Source organism: Pleomorphomonas diazotrophica (assembly GCF_002844595.1).
Taxonomy (GTDB): Bacteria; Pseudomonadota; Alphaproteobacteria; order Rhizobiales; family Pleomorphomonadaceae; genus Pleomorphomonas; species Pleomorphomonas diazotrophica.
Genome location: NZ_PJNW01000009.1, coordinates 223,749 through 239,170 on the forward strand (window position 1 = coordinate 223,749; position 15,422 = coordinate 239,170).

General features: G+C 66.8%; 10 protein-coding genes. 9 read left to right on the top strand and 1 reads right to left on the bottom strand.

Features of this window, described 5'->3' with window-relative positions; translation table 11 throughout:
• The first annotated feature begins 124 nt into the window (after positions 1–124).
• From CXZ10_RS12600 to CXZ10_RS12640, 9 genes are all read left to right on the top strand, one after another.
• Positions 125–1,522: a hypothetical protein gene (locus tag CXZ10_RS12600; RefSeq protein ID WP_101289691.1), complete on the top strand. Its 1,398-nt coding sequence runs from the start codon at positions 125–127 to the stop codon at positions 1,520–1,522.
• A gap of 128 nt (positions 1,523–1,650) precedes the next feature.
• Positions 1,651–2,769: a c-type cytochrome biogenesis protein CcmI gene (gene ccmI, locus CXZ10_RS12605; RefSeq protein WP_101289692.1), complete on the top strand. Its 1,119-nt coding sequence runs from the start codon at positions 1,651–1,653 to the stop codon at positions 2,767–2,769.
• Between the two features lie 8 nt (positions 2,770–2,777).
• Complete coding sequence (gene ccmE / locus CXZ10_RS12610; RefSeq protein WP_101289801.1) at positions 2,778–3,248, top strand: cytochrome c maturation protein CcmE; 471 nt, start codon at positions 2,778–2,780, stop codon at positions 3,246–3,248.
• An 11-nt stretch (positions 3,249–3,259) separates the two neighbouring features.
• Entirely contained in the window at positions 3,260–5,236 is a 1,977-nt protein-coding gene (locus tag CXZ10_RS12615) for a heme lyase CcmF/NrfE family subunit (protein ID WP_101289693.1), read from the top strand.
• Between the two features lie 14 nt (positions 5,237–5,250).
• Positions 5,251–5,730: a cytochrome c-type biogenesis protein gene (locus CXZ10_RS12620; protein ID WP_101289694.1), complete on the top strand. Its 480-nt coding sequence runs from the start codon at positions 5,251–5,253 to the stop codon at positions 5,728–5,730.
• 141 nt (positions 5,731–5,871) lie between these two features.
• A complete protein-coding gene (locus CXZ10_RS12625; protein WP_101289695.1) occupies positions 5,872–7,392 on the top strand; it encodes a Do family serine endopeptidase in 1,521 nt (506 codons plus the stop codon).
• Between the two features lie 122 nt (positions 7,393–7,514).
• Complete coding sequence (locus CXZ10_RS12630) at positions 7,515–8,234, top strand: response regulator transcription factor (protein ID WP_101289696.1); 720 nt, start codon at positions 7,515–7,517, stop codon at positions 8,232–8,234.
• Positions 8,213–9,640, top strand: coding sequence for a HAMP domain-containing sensor histidine kinase (locus CXZ10_RS12635; RefSeq protein ID WP_101289697.1), 1,428 nt, complete (start codon positions 8,213–8,215; stop codon positions 9,638–9,640). Before CXZ10_RS12630 ends, CXZ10_RS12635 begins: the two co-directional genes overlap by 22 nt.
• Before the next feature lie 39 nt (positions 9,641–9,679).
• The gene (locus CXZ10_RS12640; protein WP_101289698.1) at positions 9,680–12,631 is read left to right on the top strand and encodes a bifunctional [glutamine synthetase] adenylyltransferase/[glutamine synthetase]-adenylyl-L-tyrosine phosphorylase; all 2,952 of its coding nucleotides are present in this window, start codon (positions 9,680–9,682) and stop codon (positions 12,629–12,631) included.
• A gap of 105 nt (positions 12,632–12,736) precedes the next feature.
• Here the strand turns inward: CXZ10_RS12640 and CXZ10_RS12645 are convergent, their stop codons facing one another.
• The gene (locus tag CXZ10_RS12645) at positions 12,737–15,178 is read right to left on the bottom strand and encodes a sensor histidine kinase (protein WP_101289699.1); all 2,442 of its coding nucleotides are present in this window, start codon (positions 15,176–15,178) and stop codon (positions 12,737–12,739) included.
• Positions 15,179–15,422 lie beyond the last annotated feature (244 nt).

The window sequence follows — 15,422 nt, forward strand, 5'->3', positions numbered from 1 at the left end:
GAAAGGCCGGCTCTCACAGGAGCCGGCCTTTTCGCATTTCTCGGTCCCCGCGTCCCTTCGTTACCAGTCGTCAACCATCTTGCGGCAGGATCGTTTGGTAAAGAAGCGGTTTACGGGATTCGATATGGACGGACGGGCGGCGGTGACCGACAAGGCCGAGGTGTTCCTGCGGGGGCTGTCGCCGCGGGCGCGCGGCATGCTGGTCCGTCGGCTGGAAAGCGATCGGTCGGTTCCCGTTGAAATCGAGGCCCGCCGTCGTCTCATTCTGGAGGCGGCCCGTGCCATCGCTGAAAGCCGCGGCGCCGCCCGGCAATCGGCGACCGGTAACGTGCCCGACATGCGCAAACTGGTGTTCGCCGCCTTCGAGCCCTACGTCATCGAGGAGAGGCTGGTGTTCCCGGCCCGCGGCTTCGTCACTGCCGCGACCCTGTCGCACATCTGGTCCTACGCCGCCAACGAGCTTCAGATTCCGGACATCGTCGCCTGGAGCGATCCCGCGACCGCGCCATCCTTGCCGAATGAGGCGGCGTGTCGCGAGGAGGCCGTGAGGCTGGAGGCGAAACTCTTCGAGGCGCTGGCGCGTCATATCGAGGCGATCGCCGACGAGCCGAAACAGCAGCAGCGTCTGATGTCGCGCATCGGCGGCGAGGTGGCCCGCCGCGAGCTGGACGACATGATCGCGGTGCGCGAGCGCCTAGACGATTTGCCGACGCTGAGCGCCGCCATCGTGCATCTCCTTGAAACCGGCCCGGCCGACATGGCGCTTCTCGAACAGATCGCCACCTACCTCACCAAATACCCCGAAACTGCTGGCTGGGTAGCTGGCGGCGTGTTTCGTCGGCAGTCGTCGGTGGTCCCTTTGCTTGTCGTCGCCAAGTTGCTGGCCGGCGGCGAAACGGCCCGGCGCGTCCGGTCCACGCCGGCGGCGGCAGCCTTCGTCGATCTGGGTTTGGCGGCGGCCGACCGCTCGGCCTCGCGGTTCCAGGCCATCCTGCGCGGCAGCCGCAACGCCGCCGATGCGGTGGCCCAGATCGGCCTGTTCCGATCGATCCTCACCGATCTCACCGGCGGCCTCGACATCGATAGCGACGGCGGCTGGCAACCGCGGATGGTCGCCATCAAGCGGCGCTTCTCGGAACTGCTGTTCGTCGAGTTCGACAAGCTGCTGCCGGCCATGCGCCGCGCCTTCCGTGTGCAGGAGGCCCCTTACCCGGGGGCGGCCGACGGAGCCGAGGCGGCATTCCTGTGCGCGCTCTTCGCGGCGGCCGGCAAGTCCCGCGACATCCTGGCAATCAACGGGCTTATCGGGCGCCTGACGCCGCTGGTCGATCAGGCGATCGAACTCTACGCCCTTGATTTGCCGACCAAGTTGCGAAGTCTTCAGGGCGAGGCGCGGACGGCGGCGCTGTCGGCGGTCGACCATCTCATCAAGGCCGCCGGCTTCCTTTACGGCGAGGACTATGCCTCTCACCTCCGCCGCAGCAAGGAACAGCAGCTCAAGGCATCGCGATCCGCCGCCTGAGCGCAGCCGGCTTTTCTGGAATCCTTCTCAAATTCGCCCAGAAGTCCATTGAGAAACAGTCGGCATTGCCCTATTCGGCTTGGGCATCGGAGCGTCGGCCGTGGCGGCGGCTCGGGAAAGAGCAACGGATGGTTTTCTGGGTCCTGCTGGCACTGTTGACGGCGGCGGTCGTGCTGGTCGTCATCGCTCCCATGACGCGCCCGGCTGGCGCGCTCTCGGCGCCCGCCGGCGAGGAGACGCGCGTCTATCGCGATCAGCTCGGCGAACTCGAGCGCGATCGCGATCGCGGTCTGATCGGCGGCGAGGAGGCGGAGGCTGCCCGCGCCGAGATCGCCCGCCGCCTGCTGGCCGCAGCGCGCACGGAGGCGACAGGCGGGGAACCTCGACCGGGCAGCAACCGGCTTGTCGCGCTGACGACCGTCCTTGCCATTCCAGCCATCGCCCTGCCGCTCTATCTCGTCCTCGGCCAGCCGGAGATGTCCGATGCGCCGCTCGCCGAGCGCATGGCGGCGGCGCCCGCCGCCGGCGATATTGGCGATCTGGTGGGGCGCGTCGAAAAGCACCTTGCTGCCAACCCCGGCGACCTCTCCGGCTGGCGGATCATCGCGCCGGTCTACGCCCGTCTCGGTCGGCTGGATGATGCGGTGAAGGCATGGGGCAAGCTGGTGGCTGCCGGCGAAGCGGACGCCGGCACGCTGGAAAACTATGGCGTCGGTCTCGTCGATACCAATAGCGGCATCGTCTCGCCCGAAGCGCAGTCGATCCTGGCGCGCGCCGTCGCCGCCGACCCGGACCGCGCCCGCGCCCGCTTTTACTATGTGGAAGGCCTGCGCCAGGCCGGCGCCTTCGATGAGGCATTGCAGCAGGCGGACGAACTGATCCGCCGCTCACCGGCCGATGCGCCCTGGCTCGGGACGGTGCGTGGCAAGCGCGGCGAAATCCTGGCCGCGCTCAACAAGCCGGCCGACACGCCGGAGCCGCCGACCCTGCCTGCTGCCGGAACGGGGATCGACCAGACGGCGATCGAGGGCATGGTCGATGGCCTTGCCGCCAAGCTCGCCGCCAATCCGGACGATCGCGACGGCTGGATCCGCCTGATGCGGTCGAACATGGTGTTGGGGCGCACTGACAAGGCGAGCGCCGCGCTCGCCGACGCCCGGAAAGCCTTCGCGGGCAATGCCGAGGCGCTGGCAGCCCTCGACGCCGCAGCGGCAGACCTCGGCATCGCCAAGCAGGAAGGACAGTGACGATGGCCATGACGCGCAGGACGCGACGCCTCATCCTGATCGGCACGGTGGGGGCGGTTCTCGCCGTGGCCGTCGGCCTCGTTCTCTTTGCGCTGTCGGGCGAGATCACCCTTTACAAGACGCCCACCGAGATCATCGAGCAGCCTCGTGCGGAGGGCCGACGGCTTCGCATCGGCGGTCTCGTCGAAGTCGGCAGCGTGGTCCGCAAGGATGGTGGGCAAGTGGAGTTCAAGGTGACCGACACCGCGAATGCCGTGCCCGTCACCTATCGAGGGCTGCTGCCGGACCTGTTCCAGGAAGGGCAGGGCGTGGTCGCCGAGGGAAAGCTCGATGAGAGCGGCCTGTTCCAGGCCGACACGGTGCTGGCCAAGCATGACGAGCGCTACATGCCGAAGGAAGTGGTGGACGCGCTGAAGGCTCAGGGCGTCTGGGAGGAAGGCCAGCCGGGCGGGCCGACTCCGCCGGCGGCGAAGAATTAGGCGAGGATGGCATGATCGTCGAATTTGGCCATTTCGCCCTGATCCTGGCGCTGGCGGTTGCCGTAGGCCAGTCGATCCTGCCGATCGCCGGCTTCTTCCGCCGCGATCCGGCTCTGATGGCCGTGGCGCCGCGGGCGTCGATGATGCAGCTCCTGCTGGTCGCGCTCGCCTTTGCCGCGCTCACCTACGCCTATCTCGTCTCCGACTTCTCGCTTCTCAACGTCGTCGAGAACTCCCATTCGGAAAAGCCGCTGATCTTCAAGATTTCCGGCGTCTGGGGCAATCACGAGGGGTCGATGCTGCTCTGGGCATTGATCCTGGCGCTGTTCGGCGCGGCGGTGGCGGCCTTCGGCGGCAATCTGCCGCAAACGCTCAAGGCCAATGTGCTCGCCGTGCAGGGCTGGATCAGCACCGCCTTCCTCGCCTTCATCCTGACGACGTCCAACCCCTTCCTGCGCCTCGCCGAGCCGCCGATGGAGGGCAGGGACCTCAACCCCGTCCTTCAGGATGTCGGCCTCGCCATCCATCCGCCGCTCCTCTATCTCGGTTACGTCGGCTTCTCCATCGCCTTCGCCTTCGCCATCGCCGCGCTGATCGAGGGGCGGATCGACGCCGCCTGGGCACGCTGGGTGCGGCCCTGGGTGCTAGGCGCCTGGATCTTCCTCACCGCCGGCATCGCCATGGGGTCCTACTGGGCCTATTACGAGCTCGGCTGGGGCGGCTTCTGGTTCTGGGACCCGGTCGAGAATGCGTCGCTGATGCCCTGGCTGGTCGGAACGGCACTGCTGCACTCGGCTGTGGTGATGGAAAAGCGGGAAGCGCTGAAGGTCTGGACGGTGCTGCTCGCCATCCTCGCCTTCTCGCTGTCGCTGCTCGGCACCTTCCTCGTTCGGTCCGGCGTGCTGACCTCGGTGCATGCCTTCGCCACCGACCCGGCCCGCGGCGTGTTCATCCTGGCCATCCTCTGCCTGTTCATCGGTGGCGGCCTCGGTCTCTTCGCCTTCCGCGCCGGCACGCTCCGGCAGGGTGGGCTGTTCGCGCCGGTGAGCCGCGAGGGGGCGCTCGTCCTCAACAACGTGTTCCTGACCGTGGCGGCGGGCGTGGTGCTGTTCGGAACGCTTGTGCCGTTGATCGTATCAGCCTTCGGCGGGGCCATCTCGGTCGGCGCGCCCTATTTCAACACGGTGTTCGGCCCGCTGTTCGGCGCGACGCTGCTGGTGGTGCCTCTCGGGCCGCTGCTTGCCTGGAAGCGCGGCGATCTGCTCGGTGCGCTCGAACGCCTGTGGGCGGTGTTCGCCCTCGCCGCGCTGGTCGCCGTCCTCGTTGCCTGGATGAAGGGCGAAACGCACATCACCGCTCTCTTCGGCCTTGGCGTTGCCGTCTGGGTACTGGTCGGGGCCTTCGCCGAGTTGGTGACGCGCGCCCGCTTTCGCGAGGTTGGGCTGTCGGTCGGTCTCAGGCGCCTTGCCGGCCTGCCGCGTTCGGCCTTCGGCACGGCGCTCGCCCATGCCGGCCTCGGCGTGACCTTGCTCGGCATCGTCGCCACCTCGGCTTTCCAAAGCGAGGCCATTCTGGAGATGAAGCCGGGCGACACCGCCACCGTCGGCGCCTATTCGGTGACCTTTGACGGCATCCGCAACAGCTCCGGCCCCAACTATTCCGAAAGCGTTGCCACCATGACGGTCCGGGAGGGTGGAGTGGTGCGCTTCGTCGTCGAGCCGTCGCGGCGCTTCTATGCCGCCCGGCAGATGCCGACCACCGAAGCCGGCATCCGGACCCACGGCCTGTCGCAGTTCTATGTCACGCTGGGCGGCGAAGGCCGCGACAGCGGTTCGGTGGTGGTGCGCATGTGGGACAAGCCGCTGGTGACGCTGATCTGGCTCGGTGCGCTCGTCATGATGGCCGGTGGTACTCTGTCGCTGGCCGACCGCCGCCTGCGCGTCGGCGCGCCGAAGCCGGCCCGCCGGGCGACGGTACCGGCCGAATGACGGAGGGAATCCCGATGCGCCGCCTTCTTTCCGCTCTCGCCGTTCTCCTCGCGCTCGCCGCTCCGGCCGCCGCCGTCGACCCGTCCGAACGTTTGCCCGATCCGGCCCAGGAAGAGCGGGCTCGCGCGATTTCCGAAGAGCTCCGTTGCCTCGTCTGCCAAAACCAGTCGATCGACGCCTCCGATGCCCAGCTCGCCAAGGATCTCCGGATCATCGTTCGCGAGCGCATCGCCGCCGGCGACAGCGACAATGAGGTTCGCGACTTTCTGGTTGCCCGCTACGGCGAGTTCGTGCTGCTGAGGCCGCGCGCCCACGGCATCGGCCTTCTTCTCTGGGCGCTGCCGCCGGCGCTGCTGCTGATCGCCGGGACGGGGCTGTTCATCGCCTTCCGTCGGCGCCCGCCCGCCGCCGCGACCGCGGACAGCCTCTCCGCTGACGAGGAGGCGGCGCTGAAAGCGCTGTCGCGCGAAGAGGATGAGTCGCCAAACCTTTGAAATAAGGCAACTTTTCGGCGGCCTTTCTTACAAAAGTTTAATGCGCCAGCAATCTTCAGGTTAGGCTCGGGATGGCTATATGACGCCATAGAAACCGGATCGACAGCCGGTTCCCGAAATCACTTCCCTGGAGTTTCCCCCATGCTCAGGACCTCGGACAAGCCGACCAAATCCCGCGTCAAGGCATTGCTGCTGGGCTCGGTCTTCGCATTGGCCATCGGCGGCATCGTCGCCGGCGAGACGGCCCTCATCTTCGACAACACGGCTCAGGCGCAGAACCTCTCCCAGCCGCAGACCCAGGCGGTCTTCTCCTTCGCCGACATGGTGCAGCGCGTGCAGCCCGCCGTCGTCTCCATCCGGGTGAAGACGGACGAGACCGTCGGCCAAGGTGATCGGGATAACGACGGCCTGCCGCCCGGCCTGACGCCGGACAGCCCGTTCTACGACTTCTTCAAGCGCTTCGGCATGCCCGACATGCCGGGCAACCGTGGCCGCGGCCCGCAGCACCGCTATGGTCTTGCCCAGGGCTCCGGCTTCTTCATTTCGGCCGATGGCTATGTCGTCACCAACAATCACGTGGTGGAAAACGCCACCGATGTGAAGGTGGTGACCGATGACGGTACCGAACACGCCGCCAAGGTGATCGGCACCGATCCCAAGACCGATCTCGCGCTGGTCAAGGTCACCGATGGCAAGGATTTCCCCCACGTCTCCTTCGCCGCCAATGAATCGCGCGTTGGCGACTGGGTGGTCGCCGTGGGCAACCCCTTCGGCCTCGGCGGCACCGTGACGGCGGGCATCATCTCGGCGCGCGGTCGCGACATCGGCGCCGGCCCCTACGACGACTTCCTGCAGATCGACGCGCCCATCAACAAGGGCAACTCCGGCGGCCCGGCCTTCAACGCCGGCGGCGAGGTGATCGGCGTCAATACGGCCATCTATTCGCCGTCGGGCGGTTCGGTCGGCATCGGTTTCGCCATTCCGGCCCGCACGGCGCAGCAGGTCGTTGCCTCGCTGATGGATCACGGCAAGGTGGTTCGCGGCTGGCTCGGCGTTCAGATCCAGCCGGTGACCGAGGAGATCGCCAGTTCCATCGGCCTCGACAAGGCGAGGGGCGCCATGGTGACCGAGCCGCAGGCCGACTCGCCGGCCACCAAGGCCGGCATCAAGGCGGGCGACACCATCCTCTCCGTCAACGGTCAGGAGATCGAGGACGCCAAGGATCTCGCTCGCAAGATCGCGGCCTTCCCGCCGAAGACGGTGGTCGATGTCACGCTGTGGCGCGACGGCAAGGAAGAGACCGTCAAGGTCGACCTCGGCGAGTTGCCGAACGAGCAGGTGGCCTCGTCGCAGCAGGAGGGCAGCGGCTCGGAAGACCGCACCTCGCTCGATGACTACGGGCTGACGCTCGCGCCGGCCGATGCCGTTGGTGCCGGCGACAGCGGTGCCGTCATCACCGATCTCGATCCGAGCGGCAAGGCGTCGGAGCGCGGCCTGCGCGAGGGTGACGTCATCCTGCAGGCGGGCGGCCAGACCGTCGACGGTCCGCGCGACGTGTCCCAGGCCATTTCCGGCGCTGAGAAGGCCGGCAAGAAGGCCATCCTCTTGCGCGTGAAATCCGGAGACAGCGTTCGCTTCCTTGCTCTCCCCTTGGGAAAGTGAGGCGCTGATCTCCAACCCGTGCCGGCGGGCGGGCTCGGCGCCCGCCGGTATTCTTTTTCCTTGCGTCGGCCGATGCCGGCGCTAAACAACTGTCGACGACCACCTTTGCGGAGCAGGGCGACATGCGCATTCTGGTGATCGAGGACGACGGGGAAGCAGCGGCCTACCTCATCAAGGCTCTCGACGAGGTCGGCCATGTCGCCGAGCACGCCGCCGACGGCGAGGCCGGGGCCTTCATGGCCGAAGAGGGCGGTTTCGATGTGCTGATCGTCGACCGCATGCTGCCCAAGCGCGACGGCCTGTCGATCATCGAGGACATGCGCCGGCGAGGCGACCACACCCCGGTTCTCGTATTGTCCGCTCTGGGGCAGGTCGACGATCGAGTGCGCGGCCTCAAGGCCGGCGGCGACGACTATCTCACCAAGCCCTATGCCTTCACCGAACTGCTCGCCCGCGTCGAGGCGCTGGCCCGCCGCAATCGGCCGGCCGAGGTCGAGACCACCTATCGGGTGGGCGATCTGGTGCTGGACCGCCTGTCGCATAGCGTGACCCGCGCCGACACCGATATCCCCTTGCAGCCGCGCGAATTCCGCCTGCTTGAGTATCTGATGCGCAATGCCGGCCAGGTGGTCACCCGCACCATGCTGCTGGAAAATGTCTGGGATTATCATTTCGATCCGCAGACCAACGTCATCGACGTCCATGTTTCCCGCCTGCGCGGCAAGATCGACAAGGGCTTCGACAGGCCGCTGCTTCATACCGTGCGCGGTGCTGGCTACATGATCCGCGAGGCCGGCCCGGACAGGGGTGGGGAGGTCGCATGGGTGCGCTCGGGCGGCTGATCAGGACAACGGCCTTCAAGCTGTCGCTCGTCTATCTCGTCGTCTTCTCCGGCCTGACGCTGTTCCTGACCGCCTACATCGCCAACAACACGGCCAAGCTGCTCGATTCCCAGATCAGCGATACCATCGACAGCGAGATCAACTCGCTGTCCGATCAATATGAGCGTGGCGGCCTCCAGCGGCTCGTCAGCGCTGTCGATCTGCGCAGCCGCCGTCCGGGCGCCAGCCTCTATCTGGTTGCCGACTCCTCCGGCCGCACCGTGGTCGGCAATGTCGCCGATCCGCCGCTGTCCATCCTGGGTGCATCGGACGGCGAGACCGCCGCCGTCACCTACCAGCGGCTCGATGGCGATACCAGCCGCCGCTATGAGGCGATCGTACGGGTGTTTGCCCTGCCGGGCGGGTTCAAGCTGCTGGTCGGCCGCGACGTCAGCGAGATCAGCCAGCTTCGCTCGCTGATCTTCGAGGCGTCCCGCTACGCCATCATCGTCATGGTGGTGACAGGTTTCGTCTCCTGGTTCTTCTTCGGGCGCTCGGTCTTGAAACGCGTTGAGAACATGGCCGAAACCTCCCGCAGGCTGATGTCCGGCGATCTCACGCACCGCCTCGCCATCAAGGGCTCGAACGACGAGTTCGACAATCTGGCCCTGAGCCTCAACGAGATGCTCGATCGCATCGAGGCGTTGATGACCGGGTTGCAGGAGGTGTCCGACAACATCGCTCATGACCTCAAGACCCCGCTCAACCGCCTGCGCGCCCGCCTTGAGGAGACGCTGCGGCGTGGCGGGGACGTGGCGGACTATCGCGACGCCATCACCTCGGCCATGGAGGAGGCGGACAACCTCATCCGCATCTTTGACGCCCTGCTCAAGATCGCCCGCATGGAGGCGGGCTCCTCCGGCGACAGCTTCGAGCCGCTCGATGCCGCCGGCATTCTCGACGAGATTGTCGAGCTCTACGAACCGGTGGTGGAGGACGCCGGCGGTCGGCTGACGCTCGACACCGTGCGGCCGCTGCCCCTAAAGGGTAACCGCACGCTCCTGAGCCAAGCCTTGTCCAACCTGATCGACAATGCGATCAAGTATGGCCGGTCCGAAAGCAGCGACGGGCCGATGATCGCGCTGACCGGAACCATCGACGGCGACGAGCTTTGCCTGACGGTAACGGACGACGGCCCCGGCATTCCCGAGGCCGACCGGCAGAAGGCACTGTCGCGTTTCGGCCGGCTCGATGCCGCCCGCAGTCGGCAAGGGTCGGGTCTCGGACTGTCGTTGGTCGCGGCAGTGGCTCACCTGCATGGTGGCCGCGTGACGCTGGGCGACGCCGGGCCGGGCCTCAGGGCCAGCCTCCGCCTGCCGAAGAGTTGGACGCCGCGCCGGGAAACCCCGGTTCACGCGGCGATGTGAAGCAAGAGGACGAGTTGGGCCATGGGGAGCGGAGAAGGCATGACCGGGAGGCCCGAAGGAGCCGCACTCAAGGATCGCATAATCCTCGTTCCTCCCCTCGGCCCGGATGTCGCGATCGCCGGTTCGCTGCTTGACGATTGTCTGGGTGGACCCGGCGGCGAAGCGCTGGCTGCGCTTTTTGCGACCGCGCCGATCGCCCGCGATCTTGTGCTGGCCGTCGCCTCCAACAGCGCCCACCTGCGCGAGGCGGCTTTGCGGGATGGCGAAAGGCTGCATCGGGTGCTTTCCAGCGATCCCGCAGCGCTGGTGGACGGACTGATCGCGTCCCTTTCAGACCCGGTTGCCGACGAGCCGGCCCTGCGCCGGCGACTGCGCCGCGTCAAGGCCGAGGCGGCGCTGGCAATCGCTCTCGCCGATATCGCCGGCCTCTGGGACGTTATGGAGGTGACCGGCGCGTTGACCCGGCTCGCCGACGCCAGCCTGTCCGCCGCCATACGCTTCCTGCTGCTCGAAGCCGATGCGGCCGGCAAGGTGAGCCTGCCCGATCGTTCCGATCCGGAGCGCGGTTCGGGCTGGATCGTGCTGGCGATGGGCAAGCAGGGCGCCTTCGAGCTCAACTATTCCTCGGACATCGACCTCATCGTCTTCTTCGATCCCACCGTGGTGCCGGTCGCCGACAAGGACGACCTGACGACGCTGTTCGTCCGCCTGACGCGCCGCCTCGTCGCCATCCTGCAGGAACGCACGGCGGACGGTTATGTGTTCCGCACGGATCTGCGCCTCCGGCCGGATGCCGGTGCGACGCCGGTTGCCATGTCGACCACCGCTGCGTTGATCTATTACGAAAGCGCCGGCCAGAACTGGGAGCGCGCGGCCATGATCAAGGCCCGCCCGGCGGCCGGAGACATTGCCGCCGGCGAGCGCTTCCTGGCCGATCTCAGGCCCTACGTCTGGCGCAAGTACCTCGATTACGCCGCCATTCGCGACATCCATTCGATCAAGCGCCAAATCCACGCCCACAAGGGCCACGGTGAGATTGCCGTTGCCGGCCACAACGTCAAGCTGGGGCGCGGCGGCATTCGCGAGATCGAGTTCTTCGTCCAGACGCAGCAGCTCATCGCCGGTGGCCGCAATCTCGACCTGCGCGGCCGGCAGACGCTCGCCATGCTGGACGCGCTGGTGGCGCAGGGCTGGCTCGACGAACCGGCACGCGACCTTCTGGCGGACGCCTATCGCTTCCTTCGCCGGGTCGAGCACCGCGTGCAGATGCTGAACGACGAGCAGACCCATACCCTGCCCGACGACGCCGAGGGGCTCGCTCGCGTCGCCCACCTGATGGGCTACGCCGATTCCGAGGCCTTCGCGACGATGCTGACGGAGTGGCTGACGGCCGTCAGCGATCAATATTCCGAGTTGTTCGAGGAAGAGGCCGACCTCTCCTCGCAGCATGGCAACATGGTGTTTACCGGCAACGACATCGACCCCGGCACGCTCGACACCTTCACCCGGCTCGGTTTCGCTCGCCCGGAAGACGCCATCCGAATCGTCGCCTCCTGGCATTTCGGCCGCTACCCGGCCATGCGGTCGTCGCGCGCCCGCGAACTCCTCACCGAGATCACGCCGCGCCTCATCGTCGCCTTCTCGGAAACCGAGGCGCCGGATGCCGCGCTGATCGCCTTCGATCATTTCCTTGCCCGGCTGCCGGCCGGCGTCCAGCTTTTCTCGCTCTTGTCCTCGAACCAGTCGCTGGTGACGCTGCTTGCCATGGTGATGGGCAACTCGCCCTATCTGGCCGAGACGGTTGCCCGGCGGCCGCATGTGGTGGATGCGCTGCTCGAACCGCAGTTCTTCGGCAACCTGCCGGGCCGGGCAGAGCTGACGCGCAGGCTCGATGCCTTCTTCGGCGAGGCGCGCGGCTACGAAGACGTGCTCGACCGTGCCCGCATCTTCGCCCAGGAACAGAAGTTCCTGATCGGCGTCCGCGTCATCACCGGCACGGCTGCCGCCCGCCAGCTCGGCCAGAGCTTCTCCCGCCTCGCCGACCTCCTGCTCGAGCGCGTGCTGTCAGCAACGGCAGCCGAACTCGAGCACCAGCACGGCTCGATCCCGGGCGGGCGGGTGGCGCTCGTCGCCATGGGCAAGCTCGGCAGCGAGGAGCTGACCGCCGCCTCCGACCTCGACCTCATTCTGCTCTATGACCACGACCGCGACGCGGTCCAGAGCGATGGCCGTCGGCCGATTTCGCCCAACCAGTATTACGCCCGGCTGACGCAGCGTCTGGTGACGGCGATCACCGCGCCGACCGCCGAGGGCACACTCTACGACGTCGATTTCCGCCTCCGTCCCTCGGGCAACGCCGGCCCGCTCGCCACCCGCATTGATGCCTTCGAGCGCTATCAGCGCGAAGAGGCCTGGACGTGGGAGCACATGGCGCTCACCCGCGCCCGCGTCGTCGCGTCGACCGGCGGCTTTGGTGAGGAGGTGGAGCGCGTCATCGTCGAAACGCTGTCCCGGCAGCGCGATCCTCTGAAGATACTGGGCGATGCCGCCGACATGCGCGCCCGGCTCGAGCAGGAGAAGGGCTCGACCGACATCTGGAACCTCAAGCGCGTGCCCGGTGGTCTCGTCGATCTTGAGTTCATCGCCCAGACGTTGCGCCTCGTCAACGATTGGCGGGAGCCTGCCGTTCGCCTGCGCAATACCGAGGCGATCCTGCTGTCGGCAGCAACCCACGGCCTTTTGTCGCCTGCTCATCGCGACGTGCTGCTGCCGGCCATCCGTCTGTTTGGTGACCTGACGCAGGCCCAGCGGCTGACGCTGCCGGTAAAGGCGTCGGTGTCGGAAGCGCCGCGCGGCGTTCACGACGTGCTCTGCCGCGTGGCGTCGGCGCCGTCGCTGGCCCAGCTCGAAGCGGAGCTGCGCGAGCGGCAGGCGGCGGTGCGTGACGCCTTTGTCGAGATCGTCGGGCCGGTCGTGAGGCGAACTGAGTAGACGGTCGTGCAGTTCCAGCAAAAGTGGGAACCGGTTTTGCGTCCGGAACTGCATCTCAACAGAGAGACAGAGCTTTTTTGGTGACCGTGATTTCACCGAAAAGCTTTAGTGGACGGTTCTCCGCGGCTCGGTGAACACATCGGGCGCGGCAACGACGCGCGGATAGGCGACGGCCGAGCCGGCCTGCGAGGTCGCCACCGCGGCGGTGCCGTCGCTTGCCGTCGGCGCGGCGATGCGCGGCATCGAGATGGTGACCGTCGTTCCCGACCCTTCTACCGACTCGATCGTCATGCGGCCGCCGTGCAGCGCCACCAGCGACTGGGCGATGGCAAGCCCGAGCCCCGAGCCGGGGTGCTTGCGCGTCAGCTGGTTCTCCACCTGCACGAAGGGTTTGGCGATCTGATCGAGCGAGGCGGCGGGAATGCCGATGCCGGTGTCGCTCACCGAGAACAGAACGTTGTCGCCCACCTGCCGCGTTCTGACCGTCACGGTGCCGGCGGCCGGCGTGAACTTCAGCGCGTTGGAGAGAAGGTTGAGCGCCACCTGTTTGACGGCGCGACGATCGGCCACCATCGGCTCGACCGCCTCGAAATCGGTGGCAAGGACGATCTGCCGCGTCTCGGCCTGCGACGACATGATGCGCACGCACTCGCCGAGTACCTCGTCGACCACCACGGACTCCAGCGTGAGGTTGACCCGGCCGGCTTCGATCTTCGACATGTCCAGAATGTCGGAAATGACGTTGAGCAGGTAGATGCCGCTGTCGTGGATGTCGCGGCAGTAATCGGTGTACTTCTCTGACCCGAGATCGCCGAACATGCCGGACATCATGATGTCGGAGAAGCCGATGATGGCGTTGAGCGGCGTCCGGAGCTCATGGCTCATCGAGGCAAGGAACTCGGACTTGGCCCGGTTGGCCGCCTCGGCGCGGGCCTTTTCCTCTGCGTATTTCTCGGCGAGTTCGACCAACTGGGTGGTCTGAAGCTGCATCTTGTGACGATGCTGGCGAAGGTCGGCGACGGTCGCCATAAGCTGCCGTTCGCTTTCGAGGAGGTTCTCCTCGTGGCGCTTCAGCTGGGTGATGTCGGTACCGACCGACACGAAGCCGCCGTCCTTGGTGCGGCGCTCGTTGATCTGCAGCCAGCGCCCGTCGTCGAGCCGCGCCTCGTAGGAGCGCTCGCCGCCGGACATTGAATAGCGCAAGCCCTCGCTCGACACCTTCGGCTGTCGGGCCGCCGCCATTACCTCGGCATAGGGCGTGCCCGGTCGGGCGACGCTGTCCGGCAACTGATGCAGGCTCTGGTATTTCGAGTTGCACATCACCAGCCGGTTTTCCGAGTCCCAGATGACGAAGGCTTCGGAAATGGTGTCGATGCCGTCACGCAGGCGGATGGCCGCCGTGGCGTTCTCCTGGGCAAGGGTCTTCTGCTCGGTGACGTCGACGGTGATGCCGATGAGGTGCGGCGAGCCGTCCCGATCGCGAACCACCTCGGCGCGCATCCGGAGCCACACCCATTCGCCGCCGGCGTGGCGAATGCGGAACTCCAGGTCGACGGACGGCTGGCCGGTTTCAAGGACTTCCTTGGCCAGTTCGTAGAGGTCGACATCGTCGGGGTGGATCAGCGCCTGCAGGTCGTTGAAGCCCATCAGGTCGGAGTTGGGTTCCATGCCCAGGATCACATACATCGACGGCGACCAGAACAGCCGGCCGCGGGCGAGGTCCCAGTCCCAGAGGCCGCATCGGCCGCGCCGGAGCGCCGTGTCGACGCGGGCCTGGGTGGCGTTGTAGATGCGGTCGGCTTCGCGCGCCCGGCTCATCTGGGCGAAGAAGGCGTAGACCACGGCGATCAGGATCAGCGACGTACCGACGAACAGCACCGCCGTCATGGTCACATCATGCCGCCAGCCGACATAGACCTGGGCGAGCGGCTGGTAGACGGCGACAGTGCCGCGCTCGCCGGCAAGGTTGCGCACCGTGGCGAGCGCTTCGGTGCCGTTGGAAAGCGTGACATCCAGAACGCCCGCCCGCTTGCCGAACACCAGCATCGGCTGGTCGGCGCCGAACAGGTCGGCCACGGAGCCGCCGCCGATAAACGCCCCTTCCGGCGCCGTTGCCCGGATGGTTCCGCTCGCATCGGCGAACAGGATGACGCGGCCGTCGCTGGTCGCCGAAGGGGGCAGGCTGTCGCGCAATGCGGCCCGCATGATGCCGGAGAAGCCGCCGTCGGTCTTCTCAAGCGACGGATGGGCTGAAAGGTCGGCGTCAAGCGCCTCGGCCAGGAGCGCCACCATGTCGGAGGCGGCGCGATAGGTGTCGGTTCGCTGCTGGAGAAGGTTGGAGACGTGGAAGATGCCGCCGACCAACAGGAAGGCCGAAATCAGAACGGGGATCGAACGACGGAACAGCGGTTCGGCCTGGAGGAGACGGAGATAGGAGGGGCGGACCAGCAGGCCGGCGTGCCCCTTCAGGATGCTTTCCGTTTCGGCGTCGCCAAAAAAGCGCGCTCTCCACGTTCCCGACCCTCGACTGAGGTCGTTGCCCGCCATGTCGTTGCCCCGCCGCCGCATGTTGTTGGGGAACGCGAAACACCCCCGAATCAGGGCCAGTTTGAATCATCGGGAATCGCTCTGTCCATAGGTTAAAGAGCGTTGAATCTTCTTTTTGAATCGCCGCCGGCGAATGGCGGAATCTGTGACATTCCTGCCGATTCCGACGGACGGGATTCGGCAGGAACCACAGGGACTTCCTGGGATCGCCACCTCTTCCCGGCCCTTATCCACAGAAAAGCGC

Excerpts from the sequence above, each read along its gene's own strand:
- CXZ10_RS12600 (WP_101289691.1), top strand. The coding sequence starts at position 125 with ATGGACGGACGGGCGGCGGTGACCGACAAGGCCGAGGTGTTCCTGCGG.
- CXZ10_RS12645 (WP_101289699.1), bottom strand. The coding sequence starts at position 15,178 with ATGGCGGGCAACGACCTCAGTCGAGGGTCGGGAACGTGGAGAGCGCGC.
- CXZ10_RS12635 (WP_101289697.1), top strand. The coding sequence starts at position 8,213 with ATGGGTGCGCTCGGGCGGCTGATCAGGACAACGGCCTTCAAGCTGTCG.
- CXZ10_RS12630 (WP_101289696.1), top strand. The coding sequence starts at position 7,515 with ATGCGCATTCTGGTGATCGAGGACGACGGGGAAGCAGCGGCCTACCTC.
- CXZ10_RS12625 (WP_101289695.1), top strand. The coding sequence starts at position 5,872 with ATGCTCAGGACCTCGGACAAGCCGACCAAATCCCGCGTCAAGGCATTG.
- ccmI (WP_101289692.1), top strand. The coding sequence starts at position 1,651 with ATGGTTTTCTGGGTCCTGCTGGCACTGTTGACGGCGGCGGTCGTGCTG.
- CXZ10_RS12640 (WP_101289698.1), top strand. The coding sequence starts at position 9,680 with ATGACCGGGAGGCCCGAAGGAGCCGCACTCAAGGATCGCATAATCCTC.
- ccmE (WP_101289801.1), top strand. The coding sequence starts at position 2,778 with ATGACGCGCAGGACGCGACGCCTCATCCTGATCGGCACGGTGGGGGCG.
- CXZ10_RS12615 (WP_101289693.1), top strand. The coding sequence starts at position 3,260 with ATGATCGTCGAATTTGGCCATTTCGCCCTGATCCTGGCGCTGGCGGTT.
- CXZ10_RS12620 (WP_101289694.1), top strand. The coding sequence starts at position 5,251 with ATGCGCCGCCTTCTTTCCGCTCTCGCCGTTCTCCTCGCGCTCGCCGCT.